The sequence below is a fragment of the Lysinibacillus telephonicus genome (genome assembly GCF_003966145.1).
GTDB classification, from domain to species: Bacteria; Bacillota; Bacilli; order Bacillales_A; family Planococcaceae; genus Ureibacillus; species Ureibacillus telephonicus.
The window spans coordinates 19,195-42,501 of the sequence record NZ_RXNR01000035.1; the positions used below are offsets into that span (position 1 = coordinate 19,195).

Annotated in this window: 23 protein-coding genes and 1 riboswitch; of the genes, 6 read left to right on the top strand and 17 right to left on the bottom strand. The window is 33.4% G+C overall.

All coding sequences use genetic code 11. From position 1 onward, the window contains the following. The first annotated feature begins 204 nt into the window (after positions 1 to 204). Positions 205 to 624: a helix-turn-helix domain-containing protein gene (locus tag EKG35_RS12635; protein WP_126294823.1), complete on the top strand. Its 420-nt coding sequence runs from the start codon at positions 205 to 207 to the stop codon at positions 622 to 624. A gap of 206 nt (positions 625 to 830) precedes the next feature. Here EKG35_RS12635 and EKG35_RS12640 read toward each other — a convergent pair whose 3' ends face one another. Both EKG35_RS12640 and EKG35_RS12645 read right to left on the bottom strand, forming a co-directional pair. Further along, positions 831 to 1,709, bottom strand: a complete 879-nt coding sequence (locus tag EKG35_RS12640; protein ID WP_126294824.1) for an alpha/beta hydrolase — start codon at positions 1,707 to 1,709, stop codon at positions 831 to 833. 12 nt (positions 1,710 to 1,721) lie between these two features. Further along, complete coding sequence (locus EKG35_RS12645) at positions 1,722 to 1,931, bottom strand: hypothetical protein (RefSeq protein ID WP_126294825.1); 210 nt, start codon at positions 1,929 to 1,931, stop codon at positions 1,722 to 1,724. Between the two features lie 449 nt (positions 1,932 to 2,380). On the opposite strand from EKG35_RS12645, the gene EKG35_RS12650 reads away from it, so the two are divergent. Continuing rightward, positions 2,381 to 2,941 (top strand): phosphatase PAP2 family protein, encoded by a 561-nt coding sequence (locus tag EKG35_RS12650; RefSeq protein WP_185807746.1) that lies wholly within the window; start codon positions 2,381 to 2,383, stop codon positions 2,939 to 2,941. Between the two features lie 213 nt (positions 2,942 to 3,154). Further along, positions 3,155 to 4,549 (top strand): hypothetical protein, encoded by a 1,395-nt coding sequence (locus EKG35_RS12655; RefSeq protein ID WP_126294827.1) that lies wholly within the window; start codon positions 3,155 to 3,157, stop codon positions 4,547 to 4,549. 100 nt (positions 4,550 to 4,649) lie between these two features. Here the strand turns inward: EKG35_RS12655 and EKG35_RS12660 are convergent, their stop codons facing one another. The 11 genes from EKG35_RS12660 to EKG35_RS12710 form a co-directional block, all read right to left on the bottom strand. Continuing rightward, complete coding sequence (locus EKG35_RS12660) at positions 4,650 to 5,549, bottom strand: NAD(P)/FAD-dependent oxidoreductase (protein ID WP_126294828.1); 900 nt, start codon at positions 5,547 to 5,549, stop codon at positions 4,650 to 4,652. A 63-nt stretch (positions 5,550 to 5,612) separates the two neighbouring features. Continuing rightward, the gene (locus EKG35_RS12665; protein WP_126294829.1) at positions 5,613 to 6,053 is read right to left on the bottom strand and encodes an Rrf2 family transcriptional regulator; all 441 of its coding nucleotides are present in this window, start codon (positions 6,051 to 6,053) and stop codon (positions 5,613 to 5,615) included. Between the two features lie 147 nt (positions 6,054 to 6,200). After that, positions 6,201 to 7,055, bottom strand: a complete 855-nt coding sequence (locus tag EKG35_RS12670) for an MBL fold metallo-hydrolase (RefSeq protein WP_246020344.1) — start codon at positions 7,053 to 7,055, stop codon at positions 6,201 to 6,203. A gap of 75 nt (positions 7,056 to 7,130) precedes the next feature. Continuing rightward, complete coding sequence (locus EKG35_RS12675; protein ID WP_126294830.1) at positions 7,131 to 8,456, bottom strand: DUF4179 domain-containing protein; 1,326 nt, start codon at positions 8,454 to 8,456, stop codon at positions 7,131 to 7,133. Next, complete coding sequence (locus EKG35_RS12680) at positions 8,453 to 8,959, bottom strand: sigma-70 family RNA polymerase sigma factor (protein WP_126294831.1); 507 nt, start codon at positions 8,957 to 8,959, stop codon at positions 8,453 to 8,455. The genes EKG35_RS12675 and EKG35_RS12680 overlap by 4 nt, the downstream gene beginning before the upstream one ends. A 253-nt stretch (positions 8,960 to 9,212) precedes the next feature. Next, positions 9,213 to 10,151 carry a homoserine O-acetyltransferase MetA gene (gene metA, locus EKG35_RS12685; protein ID WP_126294832.1) on the bottom strand — a complete coding sequence of 313 codons (939 nt, stop codon included), beginning with the start codon at positions 10,149 to 10,151 and terminating at the stop codon, positions 9,213 to 9,215. Positions 10,152 to 10,255: 104 nt separating this feature from the next. Then, positions 10,256 to 10,365, bottom strand: a riboswitch (SAM riboswitch). A 66-nt stretch (positions 10,366 to 10,431) separates the two neighbouring features. After that, complete coding sequence (locus tag EKG35_RS12690) at positions 10,432 to 11,193, bottom strand: hypothetical protein (RefSeq protein WP_126294833.1); 762 nt, start codon at positions 11,191 to 11,193, stop codon at positions 10,432 to 10,434. 18 nt (positions 11,194 to 11,211) lie between these two features. Then, the gene (locus EKG35_RS12695) at positions 11,212 to 14,988 is read right to left on the bottom strand and encodes an AAA domain-containing protein (RefSeq protein WP_246020346.1); all 3,777 of its coding nucleotides are present in this window, start codon (positions 14,986 to 14,988) and stop codon (positions 11,212 to 11,214) included. Positions 14,989 to 15,177: 189 nt separating this feature from the next. Then, positions 15,178 to 16,680, bottom strand: coding sequence for a malate:quinone oxidoreductase (locus EKG35_RS12700; RefSeq protein ID WP_126294835.1), 1,503 nt, complete (start codon positions 16,678 to 16,680; stop codon positions 15,178 to 15,180). Between the two features lie 297 nt (positions 16,681 to 16,977). Continuing rightward, the gene (locus tag EKG35_RS12705; protein ID WP_126294836.1) at positions 16,978 to 17,397 is read right to left on the bottom strand and encodes an acyl-CoA thioesterase; all 420 of its coding nucleotides are present in this window, start codon (positions 17,395 to 17,397) and stop codon (positions 16,978 to 16,980) included. Between the two features lie 127 nt (positions 17,398 to 17,524). Next, the gene (locus tag EKG35_RS12710; protein ID WP_126294837.1) at positions 17,525 to 17,947 is read right to left on the bottom strand and encodes a hypothetical protein; all 423 of its coding nucleotides are present in this window, start codon (positions 17,945 to 17,947) and stop codon (positions 17,525 to 17,527) included. A 234-nt stretch (positions 17,948 to 18,181) separates the two neighbouring features. On the opposite strand from EKG35_RS12710, the gene EKG35_RS12715 reads away from it, so the two are divergent. Beyond that, positions 18,182 to 18,553: a nucleotide excision repair endonuclease gene (locus tag EKG35_RS12715; RefSeq protein WP_126294845.1), complete on the top strand. Its 372-nt coding sequence runs from the start codon at positions 18,182 to 18,184 to the stop codon at positions 18,551 to 18,553. 44 nt (positions 18,554 to 18,597) lie between these two features. Here the strand turns inward: EKG35_RS12715 and EKG35_RS12720 are convergent, their stop codons facing one another. The 3 genes from EKG35_RS12720 to EKG35_RS12730 all read right to left on the bottom strand — a co-directional run bounded on the left by EKG35_RS12720 (position 18,598) and on the right by EKG35_RS12730 (position 20,974). Further along, on the bottom strand, positions 18,598 to 19,185 hold the full coding sequence (locus EKG35_RS12720; RefSeq protein WP_126294838.1) for a hypothetical protein: 588 nt from the start codon (positions 19,183 to 19,185) through the stop codon (positions 18,598 to 18,600). A gap of 86 nt (positions 19,186 to 19,271) precedes the next feature. Then, positions 19,272 to 20,711 (bottom strand): sodium/pantothenate symporter, encoded by a 1,440-nt coding sequence (gene panF, locus EKG35_RS12725; protein ID WP_185807747.1) that lies wholly within the window; start codon positions 20,709 to 20,711, stop codon positions 19,272 to 19,274. Continuing rightward, positions 20,711 to 20,974 carry a YhdT family protein gene (locus tag EKG35_RS12730; RefSeq protein WP_126294840.1) on the bottom strand — a complete coding sequence of 88 codons (264 nt, stop codon included), beginning with the start codon at positions 20,972 to 20,974 and terminating at the stop codon, positions 20,711 to 20,713. Before EKG35_RS12730 ends, panF begins: the two co-directional genes overlap by 1 nt. A gap of 220 nt (positions 20,975 to 21,194) precedes the next feature. Between EKG35_RS12730 and EKG35_RS12735 the strand changes: the two genes are divergently transcribed. After that, complete coding sequence (locus EKG35_RS12735) at positions 21,195 to 21,656, top strand: hypothetical protein (protein WP_126294841.1); 462 nt, start codon at positions 21,195 to 21,197, stop codon at positions 21,654 to 21,656. Next, positions 21,644 to 21,937 (top strand): YxcD family protein, encoded by a 294-nt coding sequence (locus tag EKG35_RS12740; RefSeq protein ID WP_126294842.1) that lies wholly within the window; start codon positions 21,644 to 21,646, stop codon positions 21,935 to 21,937. Before EKG35_RS12735 ends, EKG35_RS12740 begins: the two co-directional genes overlap by 13 nt. 332 nt (positions 21,938 to 22,269) lie before the next feature. Here the strand turns inward: EKG35_RS12740 and EKG35_RS12745 are convergent, their stop codons facing one another. After that, the gene (locus EKG35_RS12745; RefSeq protein ID WP_126294843.1) at positions 22,270 to 22,869 is read right to left on the bottom strand and encodes a nitroreductase family protein; all 600 of its coding nucleotides are present in this window, start codon (positions 22,867 to 22,869) and stop codon (positions 22,270 to 22,272) included. Positions 22,870 to 23,307 lie beyond the last annotated feature (438 nt).

A 23,307-nucleotide genomic window follows, 5' to 3' on the forward strand; every position in this document is an offset into this window, starting at 1 on the left:
TAATTTAATCATATATCAGATCATTCCTTTCTATTTACTTGTCAATGTTCATAAATAAATATAGTAGTGTATAGTAATGGATTACGTTGTGATAAACTCTAGTTGATGAATTTGTTTTTCATATCTTAATTTTAGTTCCAATATTGAAACAAATCAATAACAAAGTTATTGTTTTTGAAACAAATTTAGCACGGAGGTTCTAATATGAGTACAATGGGCGAAAGAATAAGAAAACTACGAAAGCTACACGGATTATCACAAGATAAACTTGCTGAATTAATTGAAAAGACCAAAAGTAATGTTAGTGGATATGAAAATGATAAATTTGAACCTTCAGCACAGACAATTATTGCCTTATGCAAGGTATTTAATATTTCTGCTGACAGTCTCCTATTCGGAGCAGATGAAGTAGTTCTAAAAATAGAACAAAGTGAATATATAAGTATAATTAAGGATGAAATTGAACTTGTGAAGAAGATAAAAAAGTTAAATTACGACGAAAGATTAAAAATCGAAGGTATAATTGACGGTATTCTCATTTCAAAAGAGTTATCACAAAATAAAAATAAAAACTCATCTTTATTAATAAATGGAGAAGAATCCGCAACGACTGAAACGGCTTAGTTTTCGTTAAAATGATTAACTTATTTATCTTCTTTCCCCCTTCTTTCTTTAATTACTTGTGCAAGGAAGACATATAATATACCCCCGCTTGGTTTCTTAGAAAAATTCCTTGCATAATTATTTGTCATAATATTTCCGAATATTTTATTTAAAATCTAAAATATTAAAACAGTACGAACACCATTGGTGGATTCGTACTGTTTTCGTTAATCACTATTTAAAAATTCCGTCGTAATATCATAGCCGCGCATATAATCAGGAGAACCAGGAAAACTTTGCATAAAGCCATGTATATTTCCATCGAATCTAACTAGTCTGACTTCAACTCCCGCCTCCTTTAATCTTTGGGCGTAAAGCTCCCCTTCATCGCATAATGGATCATATTCAGCTGTGAAAACAAGAGTTTTAGGCATTTTAGTTAAGTATTTTTTACTAGTTTTTATAGGCGAAATATAGTCAGTTTCCTCATTTTCGTTGTAAAGCGAAAGATTTTCTGCATTTGAAATATCGAGTCCGTACTTTGCGTTATATAATTCCCGCGATTGATATTCGCTGCCCTTTATTTGATTATTGATGTCTGTAATAGGATAGTAAAGTATCTGCTTAGATAATTTAAAATCTCCTGTTTTAATTGATTTTAATACGATAGCTGCTGCTAAATTAGCACCTATGCTTGCCCCACCAATAGCAATGTCGATTGATTTCCCCTTATATTCTTCTGCATGCTCTACTATCGATTTTGTAACAAGGTAACTATCAGAGAATTGTGCTGATGTATTTTGATAATCGACAGCAATAACTTTATATCCAGATAATGTTGAAATAAGACGGCAGGAAACATCATGTGTTTCTAAATTACCTTGAAGAAGATCTCCGCCATGAAAAAATATTAATAATGGATAATTTTTTTCTTCAGAGGGAGTATATATTCTGATAGGAATTTGTGGAGCAGTTTTGACATTACTATCCTCTACTTTAAATATTTTCGGTCGTTTTTCTAATGGGGAATTTTCTATAGAAATTCCTTTACTTCGACTTTCAGGATGTTGTTGAAAATATTGCTCTATATAATGATGTAGCGGCATAACATTACTCCTTTACTTTTTTCGCTGATATTCCGATATTTGTATGACTCGGACATTTTTTGTATTAAGTTCATGATAAATTCCTCTACTATCAGTAAACGAAATATATTGATCACGTTCACTTTGAATAAGTCGTTCAGCCATTTGTTGAGACTCGACATAGATAAATCTTCTTACGTAATGGTGTTCGTCAAAAAAATAAGTAACTTTAAATTCCTGCACTAAAAAGGACCCCCAAAATATAAGAAAATTTTCTTAATATTTAGCATAACCAATGGAAAAATCCTTATTACTAATTAATACAAGCGACTTTGTCATTGTTATGTATCAATAATACAGTAATTATAATTATCTTGATGCTTGTTAGTTCATGATTCTATTGCCAATAATAGAGAACTTTATGCATTATAAATAACCTGACAAAATAAAGGCAAATCGTATACATACAAAGGTGTTCAAAATAGCGTTTTAAACTAAAATATTATCGCCTAAAATAATAAAAGATATGGTAGCATCGGGAGCCCTTTTACACTTTTTATGTTGTTATTTCCCTTATTCTCTACTAGTGAACTCCCTAGTCAACTTATTCCTGTAATGGAAAGGATATAAAAATGAATAAAAGACATCTTATGGTCGCGTTTTGTACCTTCATTATATTCTGTATCCTATGGATGACTTATGAATCACCATTTATCCAAGCTTTGGACACGTTAGCATCTAATTTATTGTATGGAGTACATTGGATTACGATGTTTCACTATTTCGGCGAGACAAAGTTTATCTTTGTTATTTCATTTATTGTTTTAATATTTATTGGGATTCGAAAGCGTGATTATAAATTGATGCTTTTTGTATTTATGAATGTAGGTATTGGATTTGGATTGTATCAATTTTTAAAATACTTAATTGAACGTCCTCGCCCTGATATCATAGATCAATTTTCAACCTTTAGTTTTCCTTCAGGCCATGCTTTACACGGTCTAGTATATTTATTAACAATCGCATATGTATTTGATCATACCTCTGATAGAGTTATCAATTCTAAAAAAAATTCGCGAACCGTTTGGATAACTGCAATTATACTCATTCTATTTATTGGACTGTCTCGAATAACAGAAGGTCGTCACTATGCTTCTGATGTATTAGCCGGCTGGATGCTTGGTTATAGTTGGTTTATCTTAAGTGTATGGTGGTATGAACAAGGGAATCCTTTGAAGAATAAGAAATTTTAGGGTTTTCAAATGTATAGCGAAATTCCAAAAGAATCTCACTAATTTGTAGGTTCCGTTTATTATCCTTAAAGTTAATTTTCGTTTAGGCAAATTAAAAATAAGATTTAAATAAAAATTTTTTTCACTTCCACCCAAAAGGTACTGTTTTCCCATCACGAACCATCTAGTCAATCGCCTCATATTCTAGGTCTAAAGGAAACGAGGGGATGTTGTATGGGTGTTGAATTAACTGCTCTTCATTGGATATATGTCGTGTTTATTGTGTTAATCATTGGCTTTATGGTGAAGCGTCGAGATACTTCACTTATTTGTATAATTGGTATTTTTGTCTTAGCGATTGTCGCAACAGGAGATTTTACTTCTTCTATAAGCAAAGTCTTCAATAGCTTTGTTTTTGCTATTACCGAGCTCTTATCGACTATATTAATCATTTCAATTATTGTAGCTATGAGTCGTATTTTAATGAAAACAGGTATTAACGAAGTGATGGTTGCTCCCTTTACAAAAATCATTAAAAATCCAACACTTGCCTACTGGACAATCGGGATTTTAATGATGATTATTTCATGGTTCTTTTGGCCTTCACCTGCAGTTGCACTGCTAGGGGCAGTATTGCTTCCAGTAGCTATTCGCGCTGGATTGCCAGCACTTGGAGTTGCAATGGCGATGAACTTATTTGGCCACGGGATTGCACTATCAAGTGATTTTGTAATTCAAGGTGCACCAAAGCTAACAGCGGATGCTGCTGGTATTCCAGTAAGTGATGTTATATCTGCAAGTATACCCCTAGTTATCGTTATGGGTGTTGTAACAACAATCGTAGCGTTTATTTTCTTGCGTCGTGATATGAAACGTGGCTCGATGGAAATGGTTGGTACATTTGAAGGAGAAACTAAAGTAGATAAAGTAAATGAAAATTTACTTTCATTAGGACAACGAAAGTTCTTTGCCTTCCTAATTCCAATTGCATTTGCGCTCGATGTTGTTGCCATGTCTCTATTTAACCTATCAGGGGGAGATGCAACTGCGCTCATTGGCGGCACAACCGTTTTCATCCTAATCTTATTAGCTCTATTTGCACATAAAAATGATGGTCTAGAAAAGACTACAAGTTATTTAATCGAGGGCTTTCAATTTGGGTTTAAAGTATTTGGGCCTGTCATTCCTATTGCAGCATTCTTCTATTTAGGAGATTCAGGATTCTTAACAATTATTGGGGAATATCTTCCATCCGACTCTCATGGAATCGTCAATGACCTCGGCATTGCATTAGCATCTGTTGTGCCTTTAACTTCTGAAGTAGCGGCTGTTACGTTAACAGGCGTTGGTGCGATTACCGGTTTAGACGGTTCAGGTTTCTCAGGTATTACATTGGCCGGTTCAGTAGCTAACTTGTTTGGTAGTGCTCTCGGTGAAGGAATTGCTACTTTAACGGCATTAGGTCAAATTGCTGCCATCTGGGTTGGCGGAGGTACATTAGTTCCTTGGGCATTAATTCCAGCAGCTGCAATTTGTAATGTAAGTCCCTTTGAATTAGCTCGCCGAAATTTATTGCCTGTTGTTATCGGGTTAATAGTAACTACGATTGTGGCGATGTTTATTCTTTAAAGCTTAAAGCAAAGGTTTACTTGAATGAAATCTTAGTAAAAACCCACTAAATAAAAATGCATGACAACATTTTATCTCTTGTCATGCATTTTATTATAAATTACTTAAATTCTTCTGTTATCAAGTCACTATTAACCCCAATTGCAGCACGACTTCCTTGACTAGCAGCAATTATTAATTGTGATGGACCAAATGATATATCCCCTGCTGCGTAGACGCCTTTTACATTTGTTCTACCGAACTCGTCCATAATAATTCCACTGTTACTATTCATCTCACACCCTAATGAATTTGCAAGATGATTCGGTTGTTCAAGTTCTGTCGAAACAAAGCCTCCTGTCCTAATAATCTCTTCCCCATTCTCAAAAATCACCTTTTCTAATTTCCCATTTGCCCCACTTAACTTTGCTATTCGTTCTACTATAACGCGAATGCCTTTTTTCTTAAATAACTGCTCCTCTGCATCCGAAATTATTTTACTGCCATTTGTACAAACAACTAAGTCTTTGCTCCATTGATAAATCGTCATTACTGCATGTGCAGCCCTTTTATTTTCAGAGATTAAAACTAAAGGTTGATCTCTTAGTTCCCAGCCGTCGCAATATGGGCAGCTGAATAAGCTTTTCCCATAGTAATTTTTAATCCCTTCAACATTAGGCAAAGTTTCTTTTAATCCTGTTGCAATGATTATTTTCTTACTTAAATGGGAATTACCTTCTTCCGTAGTTAGTCTGAAGAAGCTATTCTCCTCTTTTATTTCTACAATTTTTTGCTTTTTTATTTTTACTGATGGATATTTACTTATATCCTGATAAGCAAACTCTCTGAATTCTCTTGGAGAAACACCATCTCTAGTAATAAATCCATGTGATTCCTGAGTAACAGCATTTCTCGCTTGATCATTATCAAATAGAATAACGCTTCTTCTTGCCCTACCTAGTACGAGAGCAGCATTTAACCCAGCAGGGCCGCCGCCTATTATTGCACAATCTAAAATCATTTTTCTTCACCTCTTAATTATAGATATTATAGATATTTATAGTCTTTAATTGATGTAAAAAAATTAATTAGCCATAGATTTGATTTGATTTACTGTATTTTCATTAACTTTTTGAATAACATTTTCAATAGATTGTGTTCTTAAGTAATTTTCCATTTTCAGTTCTGCTTCATTCATCACTTTTTCAATGAAACAGTTTTGTCGATCGTGAAGATTATTTTCTAAACTACAATTAAATAATGAAGAAGTCCCCTCAATAGCGTCGATAACATCTAAGAATGTTATATCCTTTGGATCCTTTATTAATTTATAACCACCCTTAACCCCTGTAACAGATTCAATAAAACCAGCTTTAACTAAGTTAGTTAGCACCTTAGAGAGGTATGTGGGCGATACTTTCTGAACTTCAGCTAAAGGTTTTACCCCGATTGTTTTTTGGGAAGGTAAAAGTGCTAAATAAACAATTGTATGTAATGCATAATTAGTTGCCTTTGAGTACTTCAATTTTTTCACCTCTATTATTGTAGATTTAATGAGTCTATAATATCTCTAATAATTAAATAAGTCAATTTATTAAGCTCCCTTTTTAAAATAAAAGTTAATCCCTACAAATAAGAATGCATGACGTTTTTGGTTCGTCATGCATTTTCTTTAATTACCATTAACGTATCGACCATGAGTTGGAATTGCAACTGTATCAAAATCAATAGCTAAACATTGCAACTGAAGTTTGAGATCATCACCTTCCATTGGTGCACCATGGCCAGTAATTGCAACAGCTGGTTTTAATGATTCTAACTTTTTCACTGAATCCCATGCTTGCTGCCAATCTGTAGTTAAATATCTTGGAGGACCGCTAATTTCCTTGTCTTGGACCAGCACTTTAAAAAGGGATTCTTGTTTAACGGTAACGAATGCATCCCCTACAATTAAAGAACGGTCGGATTCTCTAAAGAATGATACATGTCCCGGCGAATGTCCAGGTGTATGGATCCATACCCAATCTTTTAATGGCGGAATTGTTCCATCTACCGGCAATGGTTTAACATGGGTTCCTAGATTGATTGGATCATTTGGAAAGTAAGGGGATATTTTTGCAACAAGTCCACCCTCAACAGTAGAATCTGGTTCAGGATAGCTTTTTTTCCCTGTTAAATAAGGTATTTCTGCTTCATGTGCATACACGGGAACATCCCAATGCTCAATTAATTCGACTATTGCTCCAACATGGTCAAAATGCCCATGAGTTAATACAATTGCATTTGGACGTGCATTTTCACCGAAACGGTTTTCGGCTTCTTTAATAATAGCTTCAGCTGATTTAGGCATCCCTGCATCAATTAATGTCCAGCCTGTTGCTTTCCCCTTTTCTCCAACCATACATAGATTAACCACTTGAATTGTATAAGCGTAAATATCTGGTGTTACCTCAATTCCGATTCCACTCATCAGTGAGGTCATTGGAATATATTTATAATCTTCACCATAATTCATTTGTTCACTCAATTTTAAACAACCTCCTTTTAAAGGTAGTTTCTCTATATAGAAATTGATTATTCAAAGAAATAGAAAAAGCTCACATCACTGTGAGCTGTCTGATTTATCATCCAGTGGTATGTTAATTTCAGCAGATCCTTCCAAGAAATTCGGATAGCTATTGAAATAGACGCGTACTGGGTTAACTGCACCTTTTAAATCAAACGAATAAGTTGCTGTTGTGCTATTTTCTCTATATCTAAATGAATGTCCATCACTATAAAATTTATTTCCATTTGCATCAATAACAGTACTTAACAATTGCTTATGATCGTTTTGCGGCGACTTATATGATACATCGAACATATCAAAGTCTCTTAAGGATAACTCAAAGTCTTTGAGAGGAGGTATTTTTAAAATTTCTTGTTTAAGGAAATCAATTTCAATATAGTCTTCCCCTTTAGGTAAAGCCTCGACCTCATCGATAACAAGTGTTAAGCTTTGTGGTTCTCTAAAATAATTGCTTTGAATAAAAATACTATTGTCATTTTCTCTAAATCCTCCAAAACCGGAGAATCCATTCGTTATTTTGCCCCATTCTTCACCATTTTCATCTAAAACCTTTAACTTATTGATTTGTAATATTTGCATTGTATTTTGGTCATCCGCTGTTATCTGTACTTCTGCACGCAATGGAGAAATTTTAAGGGATTTTATATGAATAATTTGATTGTCAATCTCCAATTGTTGATTTATCTCATAGGTTTTAGTCGGTACAATTTCTTTTTTCAATGTAAAAGGTACGGTAAAGGAAGTATTATTGGCATCGTCAAATGTCAGTTCAAGCTGAAAGTTTGGATTTGAATAATCTATTTTATTTGTTGCAACGACTTCTAGCTTTTCTTCTATTATTTTCGTTGAGTCTTTTGCTGCCCAAGAATAAGTTGTAGCTGCCTCGATGTCTTTATCATTTTGTGTAAGTCTAAATTTTTTCGTTTCAAGTTCTGAAATATCATAAGGCGCTTCTAATTGATAGAAAATAATCATTCCGGATTCATCTGCTATTGTTCCGAGAATAGTTAATATAAGGTCATTTTTTATTTCTACAATATTAAGCTCTTCATAATATTGATTATCTAATATATCTTTTACCCCTTTATCCTGTGTAATCATTTCAACGAGTGGAGCAAACCCTGGGATCTTAGCGATTGTTTGTGCAAATGCTGGTGAAACACGTACGGTTGTAACAAATGCTATAAGGAGAAGCATAACAATCGACACTTGTTTCCATGTTTTTATTTGACGTTTTCTTGAATGGAGGTGTTTTGCATATGCCTGTTGCCGTGCTGCCTGTATTTTCTCCTTAGGGATTTCAATTTTTTCTAACTCCCGTTTTAATTTCTCAAAATCTTGCTTATTAAAATTACTCATGATTGACCTCCTTCCCCAAAAAAATATCTTAATTTCCGAAGTGCATTATGTAGGCGAGATTTTACTGTTCCTTCTGGGATATTTATTTCACTTGCAATTTCTTCATTTTTTAAATCCTGAAAATATTTTAAGTAAATAAGATGTTGTTGTTCTGGCGATAGTTTAGAAATTGCTTCGGAAAGTTCTAAATAGGAACAATCATTGTGTTGTCCGATTTCAATTGATTCATGTAATTCCAAACGTTTCTTTTTCTTCTGCATATCATGACATACATTTAATAACACTCGAATAAGCCAAGTAGATAAATATTCCGGCTTTTTAACAGTATGGAGTTTTTTTAAGCTGCGGTAAGTAAATTCCTGTATGGCATCAAGTGCATCATATTCATTTTTAAAATAACTAAAAGCAATCCTATAGTGCGTATCTTCGTACATTTCTAAAAGTTCGAGGAAGGCTGATTTATCACCATCAATTGCTTTTTTCTCGCGTTCAAAGTTTTGCATATGTCTCCCCCTTTAATCATTAGACTTTCTATAATAAAAAAACGTTCATTAATTAATAACTTTTTCTATAAAGTAAAAAAGGGGCTGCTTTTGAAGCCATTTTAGGATGAGCCTACTGATGAAAATGACACGATTATTAAAGAAGTTGCTGATTACAAACAGTTGAGGGGCTGCTCAGAAATTTTAATTTCTAAACAACCCCAACATAAATTGTATTTATATTTTGAAAATTCTTAAGTAACCGTTACACTTTCTATATATGGTACTCAATCATGTCATCGACAAAATGCCAGTCGTATGGTGTTTCTTGGTATACGTAGTAGTTTAACCAGTTGTAGAAAAGTAAATGTGAATGGGCACGCCATGTGTTTTTTGGTGTTTTTGATGGATCGTTATTCGGGAAATAGTTCACTGGAATATCTACTGGCTCCCCTTTTTCAACATCGCGAATATATTCATCTGCCAACGTTGTTGCATCATATTCTAAATGGCCAGTAATCATAATATGCTTTGTATCTTTTGATTGGATAATAAATGGTCCAGCTTCTTCAGAGTAGCTTAATAATCTTAAGTCAGGATGGCTGCGTACATCATCAATAGATACAGAAGTATGTCTTGAATGAGGAGCAACATACTCATCACTAAATCCTCTTACTAAATCAACCGTAAGATCTGTAATGACATGCGAATAAATCCCAGAACATTTTCTTGGCAGTTCAAATTTGCCGATATTAAAATGATGATAAAGTGCAGCTTGTGCTCCCCAGCAAATATACATGCAAGATGTTACGTTAATTTTTGCCCAATCCATAATTTCTGTAATTTCTTCCCAATAGTTAACATCTTCAAACTCCATACGTTCTACTGGTGCACCTGTAATAATCATGCCATCAAAACGACGGTGCTTAATTTCATTAAATGTTTTGTAGAATGTGTCTAAGTGCGATTTTGAAACATTTCGCGACGCATATGTTGCTGTGTTTAGAAACGTTACATTCGTTTGTAAAGGCGTGTTCCCTAATAAACGTAATAGTTGCAGCTCTGTTTTCTCTTTTTCTGGCATTAAGTTGCAAACTAAAATGTTTAGTGGACGAATTTGTTGCGTTCTCGCGCGGTCTTCTTCCATCACGAAAATTTTCTCTTGTCGCAATTTTTCTCCAGCAGGTAAATTCTTTGGTATATTTATAGGCATTCTTGTTCCCCCATTTCTTATAATGCCGTTTTCATCTCTCTTTTAAATCAAATAAAAAACCCCTCATTCCAGCATGAGAATGAGAGGTACAATGTAAACGCGCACTCTTATCTCTCAAGACATAACGTCTTGCTGGAAGTAGCACCTTTCTAACTGCTGTTAGAGGTTGCTGAAGCTTCATAGGGCCATGTCCCTCTGCTTCTCTTGATAAGAAAGATGAAATTAAGCTAATACTAACATGGAAAATTAATATTTGCAATATTCGAGATTTATTTTTTTGTTAATATTTTTCTTGCCACATAGATTGTTCTTTTTCTTGTAATTGATACTCAAGAGTAGTGTCCCAAGAATCCAGTAGTGTGTTCCAAACTCGAGCATGAAAAGAACTTTTTTCTTTATCAAAAATAATAAACTCTAAACATGGGATATCATTGATTTGTACATTTTCAATAGCATCGATTGATGTAATGAACAATTGATCTGATTGCTGATCGTCTTCATAATTGTGCTGCAGCTTTCGTATTTCAGGTAAAATCTTGTCGTTATCAATATTAAGCTCCTCCTCATGTGAGCTATATCGATATATTTTTTCAGGAAAATCTTCAAAATCCAAAATTTCTTCAATATCCCCACTAAAAAATGACTGATGAGTTGGGCTATATAAAAGCTCTACGGAAGTTGTATCTTGATCTTCTTCATAAACGCCATTTGCTAATTGTTTCAACCCTTTTTCAGTTAATTGATAACAATCCTCAACTTTAGTGATAAGCCCTGTTTTATGCATTTTGGATAATAAATCTTGTACAAAGAGCTCTTCTACTAAAAGAATTTCGCTTAATTGCTCACTATTTTTAAATTTCGCTTTTTGTAATGAAATAAGCAGCATTTTCATTAAAATGTCCATTTTCGTACGAAGTACTGGTTTATATGAAACGTTTATTGTATGAACAGGAAAGCACCAAATGTCTTTTTGAACAATCGTTCCAGTAGTTTTGCTTTCAAGCTGCTCTAATAATTTCTGTTGTAATAATTGTAGCTCCATCGCTCCTCCTTTATAACATTAATTAATAACTGTTTTTTCGTATTCTCTATAGCCGTTCTGGTTTTTAACTACATTTAATAAATTTTTATACATGTTTCGTGTTTCTTCGTGCTTTGGACGTCGTGTAAACATTTCTGTACTGCCAATTAATACGAGCAATTCCCGTGCACGTGATAGGGCGACATTTAAACGGCGATAATCCTTGGCAAAACCAATATCACCATACTTATTGTCATTGTTTCGAACCATGCTGACCAAAATAACATCCATCTCCATGCCTTGGAATTTATCAACAGATCCTGTTCTAATATGCAGGTGAGGAAGATGCAATTCTTCTTCGATTAATCGATTAATCCGTTTTACTTGTTCAGCATAGAAACTTATTACACCAACTGATTTTAAAGTGTCTTGTTCTATAATGCCTTGTTCTTTTGCTTGTTCAGTTGCATCATTTAAGTCAAGGAGCATATTGCGAATCATATCAAGTTCTGCTGTGTTAAATAAACTTGAGCCTTCCTTCATCCTTTCCTCGAAAAATGCCGGCTTATTCGGTATATCGAACCATAGTAAATGTTCGCTGCGATTTACAAATTTGCTATTTAATTTATGGTCTCTCACTGCATCTGAATCCGTTAGGCCGCACTGAAGAGAGTCATTTTCACTCTTATAAAATGACGTAATTGTTTGCATAATATTTTCGTGCATCCGGTATTGAATGGCGAGCATTTTTTTATTCGAACGCGGCAAGTTTTTATATAACCGTTCAAATAATGATTCTTCAAGTAGTTTTTCTAGTTCTCGTTTTTCTTCAAATGTATCGCTTTCTTTTATGACCGTTTCCAAAGTTTCTTCGAATGTATCATCGCCTATTAATGGCGGTAATTGGTGATGGTCCCCTACTAATACGATCTTTTTACCCTTTAACATTGGCAGCAATAGTTCTGGTGGTGTTGCCTTCGACACTTCATCGATAATAACAACATCAAAAATCGGGTAATTATCCATAAATTCTTTGTTTGCAGATGCAACACAGGTTGTCCCAATTACATTTGCATGTTTTACATATAATTTGCGAATTTCATCTAAATCGTGATCAGTAGATTGTTCAAGCAATTCTTTCCACTGTAATTGTAAACTTTGCGTGATTGGAAGCATTGAAATTTTTAAATCCAGTTTCTCTATTTCTTTTTGATGACTTTTTATTTTTTCGTTTGTTTTTTCTAGTTCAAGCTCAGGATTTAGTTTTGTAATTTGCTCTAATTGTTCATATTTCTTTTCAAGGAGCAAACCATCTAAATTAAGTTGTTTTAAGTCAGCAATTGTTTCTTTTAATAGCTGTTGACCATTTAATAATTCAGTCTCTATACTTTGCTTTTCATTTACTTTTTTCTCTAATTGCGAGTCAATTTCTAGTAACCGTTCTTTATCTTGTTGTAATTTTTTAATATCTTCTTCAAGTAAAGTACAAACTGATTGCAGCTCACTTGTTGAAGGAATGACCGAGCCTTCTAAAATAGGATGAAATGCTTCTAGACGATTATGATATTGTTCAATCTTTTGGTTCAAGCTATCTTCTTGTACTTTTAATGAATTAATGGAAGATTGATCTACTCCGGTTTTCTCCATAATTTGATCGGTTACTTCTTCTTTTATTTTTGAAAAAACGAGGAGAGATTCATCAATTAGCGCCCGATATCGATATGATAACTGATCTAGGAAGCGTTTTCTCATATATAACCCTTGAATAGAACGCAATCCATTTTCCTTATTAATCTTCTTTTGAGCGAAGGCATAGCTTAGTTTAGTTAAAAAGTCATTTATCTCATCTAAAGAATAATGGTGATTTGGCGGCAAATCTACAGTTTGCACTTGTATTCCAAGGGTAGTATGACTATATTCAATTGCTTTTTCTAATCGATTCATTATTTCTTTTAATGGTTTAAATTTTATTAGCTGCGTATGGATTTTTTCCATATCAGCGAACAGTTGATTCAAAACATATCCGCGGCGTAGCTGGTGTTTTTCTATTATCTGTTCAACTTCATAAACTTTTTTCAACGATTGGATTTGTTCTACCGTATTCTCCACTTTATCAGAGCTAAAATCTAATTTTTCTAATCGGTTTCGAATATTTTCTCGTTGTTTTTCTACTTGATCTAATTGCTCTTTTAATTGTAAATACTCGATGGTATGTTTACTTTTTTGAATTTTTTCCTCTGCTTTTTGTATTTCCTCATTTATTGATTGTAATGAACCAATTGATGTTAGTTGTTCATTTAGTTCATTTATTTTTGCTGTTAATTTTTCTAGAGAATTTGTTAATGTTTCTATTCCTTGTTCTGTTTTCTCACGTTCTTTTTTTAGTGGAATGATTTGTTTTTTGAGCTGTGAAATCTTTTCTGCCACTTCTTCAAGCTCTATTTTTGCTTTTTGCTTCTTTTCAATGTCCTCAAGTAATTTTAATTCTCTATTTTTTAATAACTCAATTTGACTTTTACATTGAGTGATTTCTTCTTTTAGTTCTTGTTCTTTTGTTTGATGATGGTTAATTTCATGAATAATAGCCTCGTATGTTTGTTTCTTCCAGTACTGTGCAACATTTTCTTCAATAAACTTTTTTCCTTCTTCTTCAATACTTTCTGTACGGCCATATCTTAAAATACGTATATCTTTATTTGATAATAATCGGCTTAGTGCATTGTCTACTGCCAAATTCGATTGAGAGGCAATCAAAGTCCTTAAACCAGCTTTTGCATTTTGGTAGCAAATTTCAGAAATAACAGTCGTTTTCCCCGTACCTGGAGGACCTTGTATAACGTATAGATCATCTGCACTCATTGCCCCAATTACTGCATCTCTTTGATATTCATTCAAATTATTATGAAACTCAAGCTCGATATTATTTTTCCGTTCAGCAATAGTTGGCTTATCTTCGAACAGAATATTTTCTAAATTTGGATTTGCTGCTAGACCATCTTTTAGTCGTTCAAATCCTTTTAGGAGACGATTTAATTGCGATTTTGTGGAGGCATTGCTAAACGTAATATGCTCGGAAGCGAAATCGAAGTTATGATTACGAACATCTTTTGCAAGTCTAGGATTAAGTTCAATATCTACAGTAAAATCAGATCGATTCACTTTTACGACTTCCCCAATTTCTTTTGGGAATCCTTTCGTATAAACACTTAAGCCTTTAAGTTGTTTCCACTCTTTATTATCAATACCTTTACAGCGCAATGTAACAGTTGAAAAGTCGTGACTGAACTTGACCGAATCAAAGGTTGCATCAATATCGTCCACAGACGCATTTTTATAAAGCACCTTTAAATAGCCTTCCCAGCTTGTGATTCGCTTGTTGACATAGTCAAAGCGTTCTTGGGCAACAGGAAGTTCTGCTATGCAAGAGATAAACTTTTCGGAATATGTATGGCCATTAATGCGGGAAGGTACAAAATGAATGCGCATTTTTTGGCGACGGTTAGTTTTTATTGGTGTGTTTTTACCTCGTGTACGAAAACTTTTTGCGACGAGTCCATTTTTTAAATCGAATACGCAATCCATTATAACAACGCGTTCGCCAAATTTCTTAGCGAGTTTTTCATTTGTTTTATTATCAAAATAAATTGTTAATGAAATAGAAGTTTGTTCGATTGATTGTTTTTCTAAATATACTTCGAATGGTTTTTGTAAATTAAAAAAGGCATGTTCATCTTGAAAATGTTGCTTTATTGCTTCACGAGCAGTATTGGTTAAAACAATAAAACACTTTACTGAATCTTTTGCATTTTGTACCATGAACATACCTCCATTTCTCTTTCGATTTTTCTCACAAACGTCATTATATCAAGTTTCTTAAGTTAGCGGTAGTTTTGACAAAACGTTAAATATAAAGTAATGCAAAAAGAACCTTTAATCCAAACAAACTTAGATCAAAGGTTCTTCTTTATACTTTAATATATGAATACTAATTATAGTTTATAGCTTTTAGCTAAGAACAGGTTCTTTTTCACTTAACCCAAGAGTATGTGCTGTTGAATTATGAAGTTCTTGTAGAAGCTCTGGGTGATCCATAAGCTTTAAGCCATATGAAGGAATCATTTCTTTAATTTTTGGCTCCCATTCTTTATGTTGATCTGGGAAACATTTCTTGATTACTTCAAGCATAACGTGAACAGCCGTAGAAGCACCAGGAGAAGCACCAAGTAATGCTGCAACTGAGCCGTCACTAGCAGTAATTACTTCAGTACCAAATTGCAGTGTTCCTTTACCGCCTTTTTCTGTATCTTTAATAACCTGTACACGTTGACCTGCTATTACAATATCCCAATCCTCTGATTTAGCATTAGGGATAAACTCGCGCAACTCTTCCATACGTTGTTCTTTTGATAATAGCACTTGCTGGATTAAATATTTTGTCAATGACATTTCTTTAACCCCTGCTGCTAATAACGTTGTAAGGTTATGCGGTTTAATTGATGCAAATAAATCCATATTTGAACCTGTTTTTAAGAATTTTGGTGAGAATCCTGCGAAAGGTCCAAATAACAGCGATTTTTTATTATCAATATAACGAGTGTCAAGGTGCGGTACTGACATTGGTGGAGCACCTACTTTTGCTTTACCGTAAACTTTAGCGTGGTGTTGCTCTACTATTTCTTGGTTATTACATACCATAAATAAACCGCTTACAGGGAATCCACCGATATGTTTTCCTTCAGGAATACCAGTTTTTTGTAGTAATTCAAGGCTACCGCCTCCAGCTCCAAGGAAAATGAATTTAGCATTATAGTATTTTGCTTTACAGCCATCAAGGTCATGTACTACTACTTCCCATGAGCCGTCATTAGCACGTTTAAGTTTCTGAACTTTGTGTTTATAGTTAACTTCTACACCTTTAGACTCTAAATGTTCAAATAACATACGTGTTAAAGCACCAAAGTTAACATCCGTACCGTAATCAACTTTTGTAGCTGCAATTGGCTCATTATCTTTGCGGCCATTCATGATAAGTGGAATCCACTCCATCAATTTTGCTGGGTCATCAGAAAATTCCATTCCTTTAAATAAAGGATTTTTCACCATTGCTTCATGGCGTTTCTTTAAGAATTGAACATTTTCTTCGCCTTGCACCATACTCATATGAGGTAATGGCATAATGAAATCTTGAGGATTATTAATCAATTTTTTATCTACAAGATAAGACCAGAACTGTCTTGAAACTTGGAATTGTTCATTAACATTAACCGCTTTGCTAATATCAATAGATCCGTCTGATTTTTCAGTAGTATAGTTAAGCTCACATAAAGCAGCATGTCCAGTACCTGCGTTATTCCATTCGTTAGAGCTTTCTTCCCCTGCTTTTTCGAGCGATTCAAAAACTTTAATATCCCATTCCGGTTTTAGCTCTTTTAGCAGTGTACCTAAAGTAGCACTCATAATTCCGGCGCCAATTAAAATGACGTCTGTGTTAGTTTTTCTATTGCTCATTTTTACCAACCTTTTCCCCTAAATTTGCAGCAAAGATGCAGGTATCCCACCTAATCAAAGCCTAGCTTAGGAACACATCTTTTCTGTATCGTTTTATAACCATTCTATAGTATACTACATTTATTTATAGATTAAAATATATACTATTATATGATATATATAAGGTAATTAAAAAGTGGTAAATAGTGAGAAATAATATAACACAACCTAGTAATTAACGAAAAAACCTTATCCTAAAGAATGTGCTAGGATAAGGTTTTGTAATGTCCAATATCGAAAAATTGCTTAAAAATTTAGTTATGTGTGTGCAATTTCTAAATATTTCGCTTCCCATTTAGGATCAACTTTACTTAAAGGATAAGGTCTAAAGTTATCCTTTTTCACTAATGTATGAACTGAAGTACCAGTTGCAGCAACTGATCCGTCTTCATGCAATATTTCATAGCCATATGTAGTGCGAAGCTTTGAATGTGATTCTACCCAAGTTCGAACAGTAGCTACTTGTCCATATCTCATTGCTTTCTTATATTGAATCGATAGATCAAGTACTGGTGATAAGTAGCCTTGTTCCTCTAATCCGGCATAGTCAAACCCTAGATCTTGAATGAGTTTAGTACGCCCAATTTCCATCCAAACTAAATAGTTTGCATGATACACAACACCCATTTGATCTGTTTCTGCATAACGAATTTCTATCTGTTTTTCACTTACAAACATTTTATTCACCTCTAATTATTAGTATAGCGCAATAACTGTTTTATTGGGATTTTTTTAAATGTCTTTGTATGTATCTTTATCAATTTTAATATTTAGGACCACTAGTCTTTACAAAAAAATTTAAATTCTATCCTAATTCTTTTTTTAACTGTAATGCAAATTTTTCAATAGTTTCTCTATCTTGATATATCGTTATCCCGATGCCTGATCCGGTAGATCTTCTACAATTAAATTCACCTGCGTCAATCCAAAATTGAAATCGATATATTTTATCATTAATTATTTCACTTTTATTTTCAAAAATCGAAAATGAAAACGAAGGATCAGTTGCATCCCACACGCCACCTTTTAATAATTCATCCCAGTGATTAAAAATCAATTCATAAATCATCTCAACATCTTCTCTTAAGGTTAAAAATTCAAATTCTAATTGGTGTTCCCCGCTATTAAATATAATTTTTATTTTACTCGATAAGGACTCGACTTCTATTATTTTAAACTCCAAGCTAGTTTTAGAAGCCTTAAAAAATCTATCATTTAAAACTGGCATTTATACCCATCCCCATTATTTGGTTTTTAATTTATATTAACACACAATTAAATAAAAGAACCTAATGTGGATTGTTTATAAAGTCATAAAGCGATTTACACATATAAATATAAAAAATGTGAGAAACTAATGATAAGAAGGTTTATTATAGCCTATAGAATATTTCCTTTCTAGCAATTCATTGGAAGTTATGGTAGCATGAAAATCTATACAAATAAAGGACGTGAAATTAGCTTGATTAAAATTGAATTTCCAAAACCCGATGTTGTCATTTATCAACGTAAACAAGAATTAAAAGAAGGCGATGTGCCAATTACACCTTTCCACGGATTTATAGATTTCCATAAAATTACTCGTGATAAAGGCGGCATTTTCTTCTTTTATAATAAGGCAAACGAGCTGCTTTTTGTTGGAAAAGCACGGAAGATTCGTCAGCGTATTAAAAAACACTTCGAAGATAATGTATCACCGATGAAAAATCATCGTGATGAAATTTATAAAATCGAAGTGTATGAAATTGAAGACCCAATGGAACGTGAAATATACGAAACCTACGCAATTAATACATTCCGCGCAAAATATAATATTGATAAAGTGTTTTATTAAAATTCAAAAGCGAATCGAAAATAAATTTTCGACTCGCTTTTTTATTATTTTTCATGCTCAAGCATTTGTGGTATTTGATTTAAATCATTCAGTATAAACTCTTTGTTTCTCATTACATCGTTAAACCATGAATCAATAGCTTTCATTATTTGTTCTTCAGGCGATTCTTTGTTTTCAATTGAATAAACTAAATAGTCGATTACCTTTGTTCTTTGTTCATAGAATTTAATTCGCATGTGGAAATCTCTATTAACCTCAACTTTAAATATCTCTCCTAAACGCACAATTCCTGAATTGACATGCTGCTCTGCATATAAAGAAGAGCCCACTATAGCAATCTTCTGTGGAAAGGAGTAAGTTGTTTCTTCTTTAAAGTAAGATGCCATGAGGTTTTCTGTTTTTTTAACAATCAATAATAGCTGTTCTTTTTGCTCATATGTTAAGGATTGAGTTTTCTCAAATACTTGCACAATTGTATATGCTTCATCTAATAAAGATTTCGCTTTTTCAAAGCGTTCTGGATCATGAGGTTCGTTAAGCCTACGATAAATAGTTTCTGCAACAAATAGCCGCTGTAAATAGCCTGTTAATAAAATCATTCCGTTATATTGCTTCGTAGCTTTATTTGCCATATGAAATGACCCCTTTCCAAGTTTTATTTTTTGAGCCATTTCCCTCAAGAAAGTTCCCAATTAAATTTGAAGAGATTAATTAAAAGTTAGATGTTCTCAAGTTCTGACTTTTGATGAGTTGCAAGACTTACAATAACAAAAACGATACAGGAAACCAATACAGGTATCGTTACAGTATGCATCCCAAAAATATGCGGAGATAATCGATCAATAGAAATATACAAAACTAGGCCGGTAATCATGGAAGCAATAGCTCCATATTTATTTGCTTTTTTCCAATAAAGTCCAAATACAACTGACCATAAAAAGGCAGACTCCAAACCACCAAATGCAAATAAATTTAACCAAATTAAAAATTCAGGAGGCTTCATTGCGAAGAATACAACAGCTAGTCCTATTATTGTTGTAACCCAAAAACTTCTTGTCTTAATTTGCTTATCTGTCGCATTTGGGTGAATAAAATTTAAGTATAAATCCTTTACTACTGTTGAACTGACTAAAATAAGCAATGCATTAACAGTTGACATAATTGCAGCCATTGGAGCAGCAAGTACAATTCCAGCTAGTAACGGCGGCAATACTTCAAGTGTAAGCATAGGCATTACTTTATCACCAATTTCAATTCCTGGTATTACCGGACGTGCAAGAACTCCGATTACATGCATCCCAAACATTATCGTTCCAATGCCAATTGTGCCTATAAGAATCGCGCGATGTAGACTTTTTGAATCTTTATAACTCATAGCACGAACTGCAATTTGTGGTAATCCTACTACACCAAGACCAATTAATATCCAAAAAGTGGAAACATAAAGTGGCGTAAGTGATCCATCAGATCCAAAAGGAGACAGCATCTGTGGGTTTTCATTTACTAGGGAATTCATAATATTATCTAATCCCCCACCTGCTATAATTGTTCCGATTAATAAAATAATTGTTCCAATTAGCATAACTGACCCTTGCATTGCATCTGTTAATGCTACTGCACGAAATCCGCCGATAATAACATATATTAGTACTGTCACCGCAAAAATAAGCAGCGCCACTGTATAACTTAAGCCAGTCAACGATTCAATTAATCTTGCTCCCCCAACCCATTGAGCAGTCATGGAAGCAAATAGAAATACAATAATGCTGATTGCAGAAAGTACTACTACAGTATTACTTTCATATCTTTTTTTAAGAAAATCTATTAATGTAATCGCTTCATAACGACGTGAGAGGATGGCAAATTTTTTACCTAATATCATTAATACAAAATATCCCGCTGGCAGCTGTGCCATTGCAAGTAAAACCCAGCCTAAACCTAAGTTGTAAGACACACCAGGTCCACCAATAAAGCTTGAAGCACTGCCATATGTAGCCATCATAGTCATAGCTAATAGAAAGCCGCCCATTTCACGACCGCCTAGAAAATATTCCTGTAAAAAGGATTTGGATAAGCGTACATGTTTGTTAGCCCAAAAGCCTATACAAAAAATAATAATTAAAAAAATCAAAAGTGGGATAATCACTTGCCAATGAATCATAGGTGCTCCTCCTCATCGTCAAATGGAATATCTTTGAAAAACAATTTGATTGCAAGCCAAATAAGGACAATCATAAAAATAGTGCCCGCAAAACAGCTATAGAAAAACCAGGCAGGAAAACCAAAAACATACGTATATTCAGTTGGATTACCTGAACCCAAACCATAGGCAAACCCAAACCAAATTGCGAAATTAATCACGACAAGCACTATACCAATCAATGCTTCACGGTTTGCAATTTTAAAACGTTTATCTTGCAACCTATTTCATCCTTTCATTTCCTAAAAACTTTTATAGAATTTATTCACTTTTCTATCATACTTTGTCACATATAGAAATGGAAGATTTTCTAATAAGTTCATTTCTTTCTCATTTTGTTACGAAATACGTAAAACATTGAACAAACAGAGTATTTATTTTTTTCATTTAATATAATTTGATATACTTATAGTGTAATTAGATAAATGGAGGAATTACTTAATGAAAAAACTTTCAGCAATATTTATCGCCTTCACTTTAGCTTTCTCAAGTGTAGGAACAGTTATTCTTTTAGATGATGTTCAAACGGTAGAAGCAAAATCGTACAAGTCTGGAAAGAAAAGCTATAACAATAATACAGGTTCAAGTAACTATATGCAAAACAACGATTCCGGAACAAATTCAACAGTGAATAAATCCACTACTACAACAAATAAATCGAATACTAGCACTACAAAAGCGGGCGGCTTCACAACTGGCGGTCTTATGAAAGGCTTATTTGTTGGTGGTATAGCTGGGCTGCTATTTGGTAGTCTATTCTCGGATATGGGGTTAATCGGTAATATTTTAGGATTTGCAATTAATGCATTTGCTATTATTTTCATCGTATTTATTTGTATAAAAATTTATCAAATGTTGACTCGTAGAAAGAATAAAGAGGTAACAGACACTTGGAAAAGATAACATTATCAGAACAAGAAGTAATTAATGCACTTTGTTTGTTTCATGCAAAGTTTAGAAATGTAGAACCACAAGCTGTTGAAGTCGAATTAATGTATGACGATGCTTCAGGGTTTACTGCTGAAGCTTATGTAAATGGACAAATGGATTTTTATAATACAGTTAATTTTATTACAGCTATTCGTTTATATATTGATGAACAATTAAATCGTGATTCTATATCAGCACGTATTGTTTTAGACTTGCATGATGATGAAGGAATTATTGCGAATATTGAGTGGTAATAAATTACTTACTGAAAGAGGGGATCAAAAACTTATCATTTTTGGTCCCCTCTTTATTGTTATTTTCTTTCTGTTTCTGTGAAAATACTTGAAAATCTTTAGTATAAACAGCATTTTTCCAGTATTTAAACATTGATTGATTATTATGAAACATATTACAACTCGTCTATTTGCTTATTAACCTAGTACATAGTATCAATCCTATTAGGTTAAACCTAATACCCTTCATTGGATTTACATACTGGAATTTCATAACATCTACAAGAACAATGATTTATCATCAAAAAAACCAGCTCCGTGAGGATACTGGTTTAAAATTATTTCATAATTAATTACTTGTAAAATTTCACACGATCCTCAAGTGGTTGGAATTCCTTTTCACCTGGTGTAGCTGTTGGATTACCAAATGGCATTTGTGCAATAAGCTTCCAATTATCAGGGATGTTCCATTCTTTTTTCACTTCATCATCGATTAGCGGATTATAGTGTTGTAAAGATGCACCTAATCCTTCTGCTTCTAATGCTGCCCATACAACTAATTGATGCATACCTGATGCTTGGTTTGACCAAATTGGAAAGTTTTCAGCATATAAAGCAAATTGTTCTTGAAGTGATTTAACTATTGCTTCATCTTCGAAGAATAAAACAGTCCCATAACCAGCTTTAAAAGAATCCATTTTTTGTTGAGTTCCTGAAAAATTTCCTTCTCCAACTACTTTTTTTAATGTTTCAGTTGTAATATCCCATAATTTATTATGTGCTTCACCTGATAATACAACTAAACGTGCAGATTGAGAATTGAAAGCTGACGGGGTGAATTTTACAGCAAATTCTACAATTTCTTTAATTCTTTCTTCTGATACTTGTACATCTTTATTAATCCCATAGTAAGAACGTCTTTCTTTAAGTACAGTGTAAAAATCTTTCTTCATAATTTACTTCCTCCTAAATTTTCATTAAATTACTTGTACGCTCTTTAGTAGAATTGTTCATCCACATACTTGGCTCCTATAGTAATATTCCTCTTATTTTTTAAAATAATACTACGATAGAACACCTTTTTTCTGTGAAGCACACTTTTATTTAGGGCGTAATATAAAATGTCTTACTATTTCATCTTGTATTGGTTGCCTACTTTTTTGCAGAATTTGGACGATTTAATCCAATATGGTAAGCGTTATAAGTGAAAATATTGCTTAGAATCACTCTTCATTTTGCAATCAATGGAAAACCGTTCACTTTACTTTTATGGTTCTATGTCAAATGTTGGGGTGAAGTGATATTACACGGCACCCCGATTATCCTAAATGAACCCCAATTTTCTTATATAAATTATTTAATAAAATTTTCGCTTTAAAGTGTTCATAGCT

Bases quoted from the DNA above. Each gene is read 5' to 3' on its own strand.
- EKG35_RS12635 (WP_126294823.1), top strand. From the start codon at position 205: ATGAGTACAATGGGCGAAAGAATAAGAAAACTACGAAAGCTACACGGA.
- EKG35_RS12640 (WP_126294824.1), bottom strand. From the start codon at position 1,709: ATGCCGCTACATCATTATATAGAGCAATATTTTCAACAACATCCTGAA.
- EKG35_RS12650 (WP_185807746.1), top strand. From the start codon at position 2,381: ATGACTTATGAATCACCATTTATCCAAGCTTTGGACACGTTAGCATCT.
- EKG35_RS12655 (WP_126294827.1), top strand. From the start codon at position 3,155: ATGGGTGTTGAATTAACTGCTCTTCATTGGATATATGTCGTGTTTATT.
- EKG35_RS12660 (WP_126294828.1), bottom strand. From the start codon at position 5,549: ATGATTTTAGATTGTGCAATAATAGGCGGCGGCCCTGCTGGGTTAAAT.
- EKG35_RS12675 (WP_126294830.1), bottom strand. From the start codon at position 8,456: ATGAGTAATTTTAATAAGCAAGATTTTGAGAAATTAAAACGGGAGTTA.
- EKG35_RS12680 (WP_126294831.1), bottom strand. From the start codon at position 8,959: ATGCAAAACTTTGAACGCGAGAAAAAAGCAATTGATGGTGATAAATCA.
- metA (WP_126294832.1), bottom strand. From the start codon at position 10,151: ATGCCTATAAATATACCAAAGAATTTACCTGCTGGAGAAAAATTGCGA.
- EKG35_RS12690 (WP_126294833.1), bottom strand. From the start codon at position 11,193: ATGGAGCTACAATTATTACAACAGAAATTATTAGAGCAGCTTGAAAGC.
- EKG35_RS12695 (WP_246020346.1), bottom strand. From the start codon at position 14,988: ATGGTACAAAATGCAAAAGATTCAGTAAAGTGTTTTATTGTTTTAACC.
- EKG35_RS12700 (WP_126294835.1), bottom strand. From the start codon at position 16,680: ATGAGCAATAGAAAAACTAACACAGACGTCATTTTAATTGGCGCCGGA.
- EKG35_RS12705 (WP_126294836.1), bottom strand. From the start codon at position 17,397: ATGTTTGTAAGTGAAAAACAGATAGAAATTCGTTATGCAGAAACAGAT.
- EKG35_RS12710 (WP_126294837.1), bottom strand. From the start codon at position 17,947: ATGCCAGTTTTAAATGATAGATTTTTTAAGGCTTCTAAAACTAGCTTG.
- EKG35_RS12720 (WP_126294838.1), bottom strand. From the start codon at position 19,185: ATGGCAAATAAAGCTACGAAGCAATATAACGGAATGATTTTATTAACA.
- EKG35_RS12735 (WP_126294841.1), top strand. From the start codon at position 21,195: ATGAAAAAACTTTCAGCAATATTTATCGCCTTCACTTTAGCTTTCTCA.
- EKG35_RS12745 (WP_126294843.1), bottom strand. From the start codon at position 22,869: ATGAAGAAAGATTTTTACACTGTACTTAAAGAAAGACGTTCTTACTAT.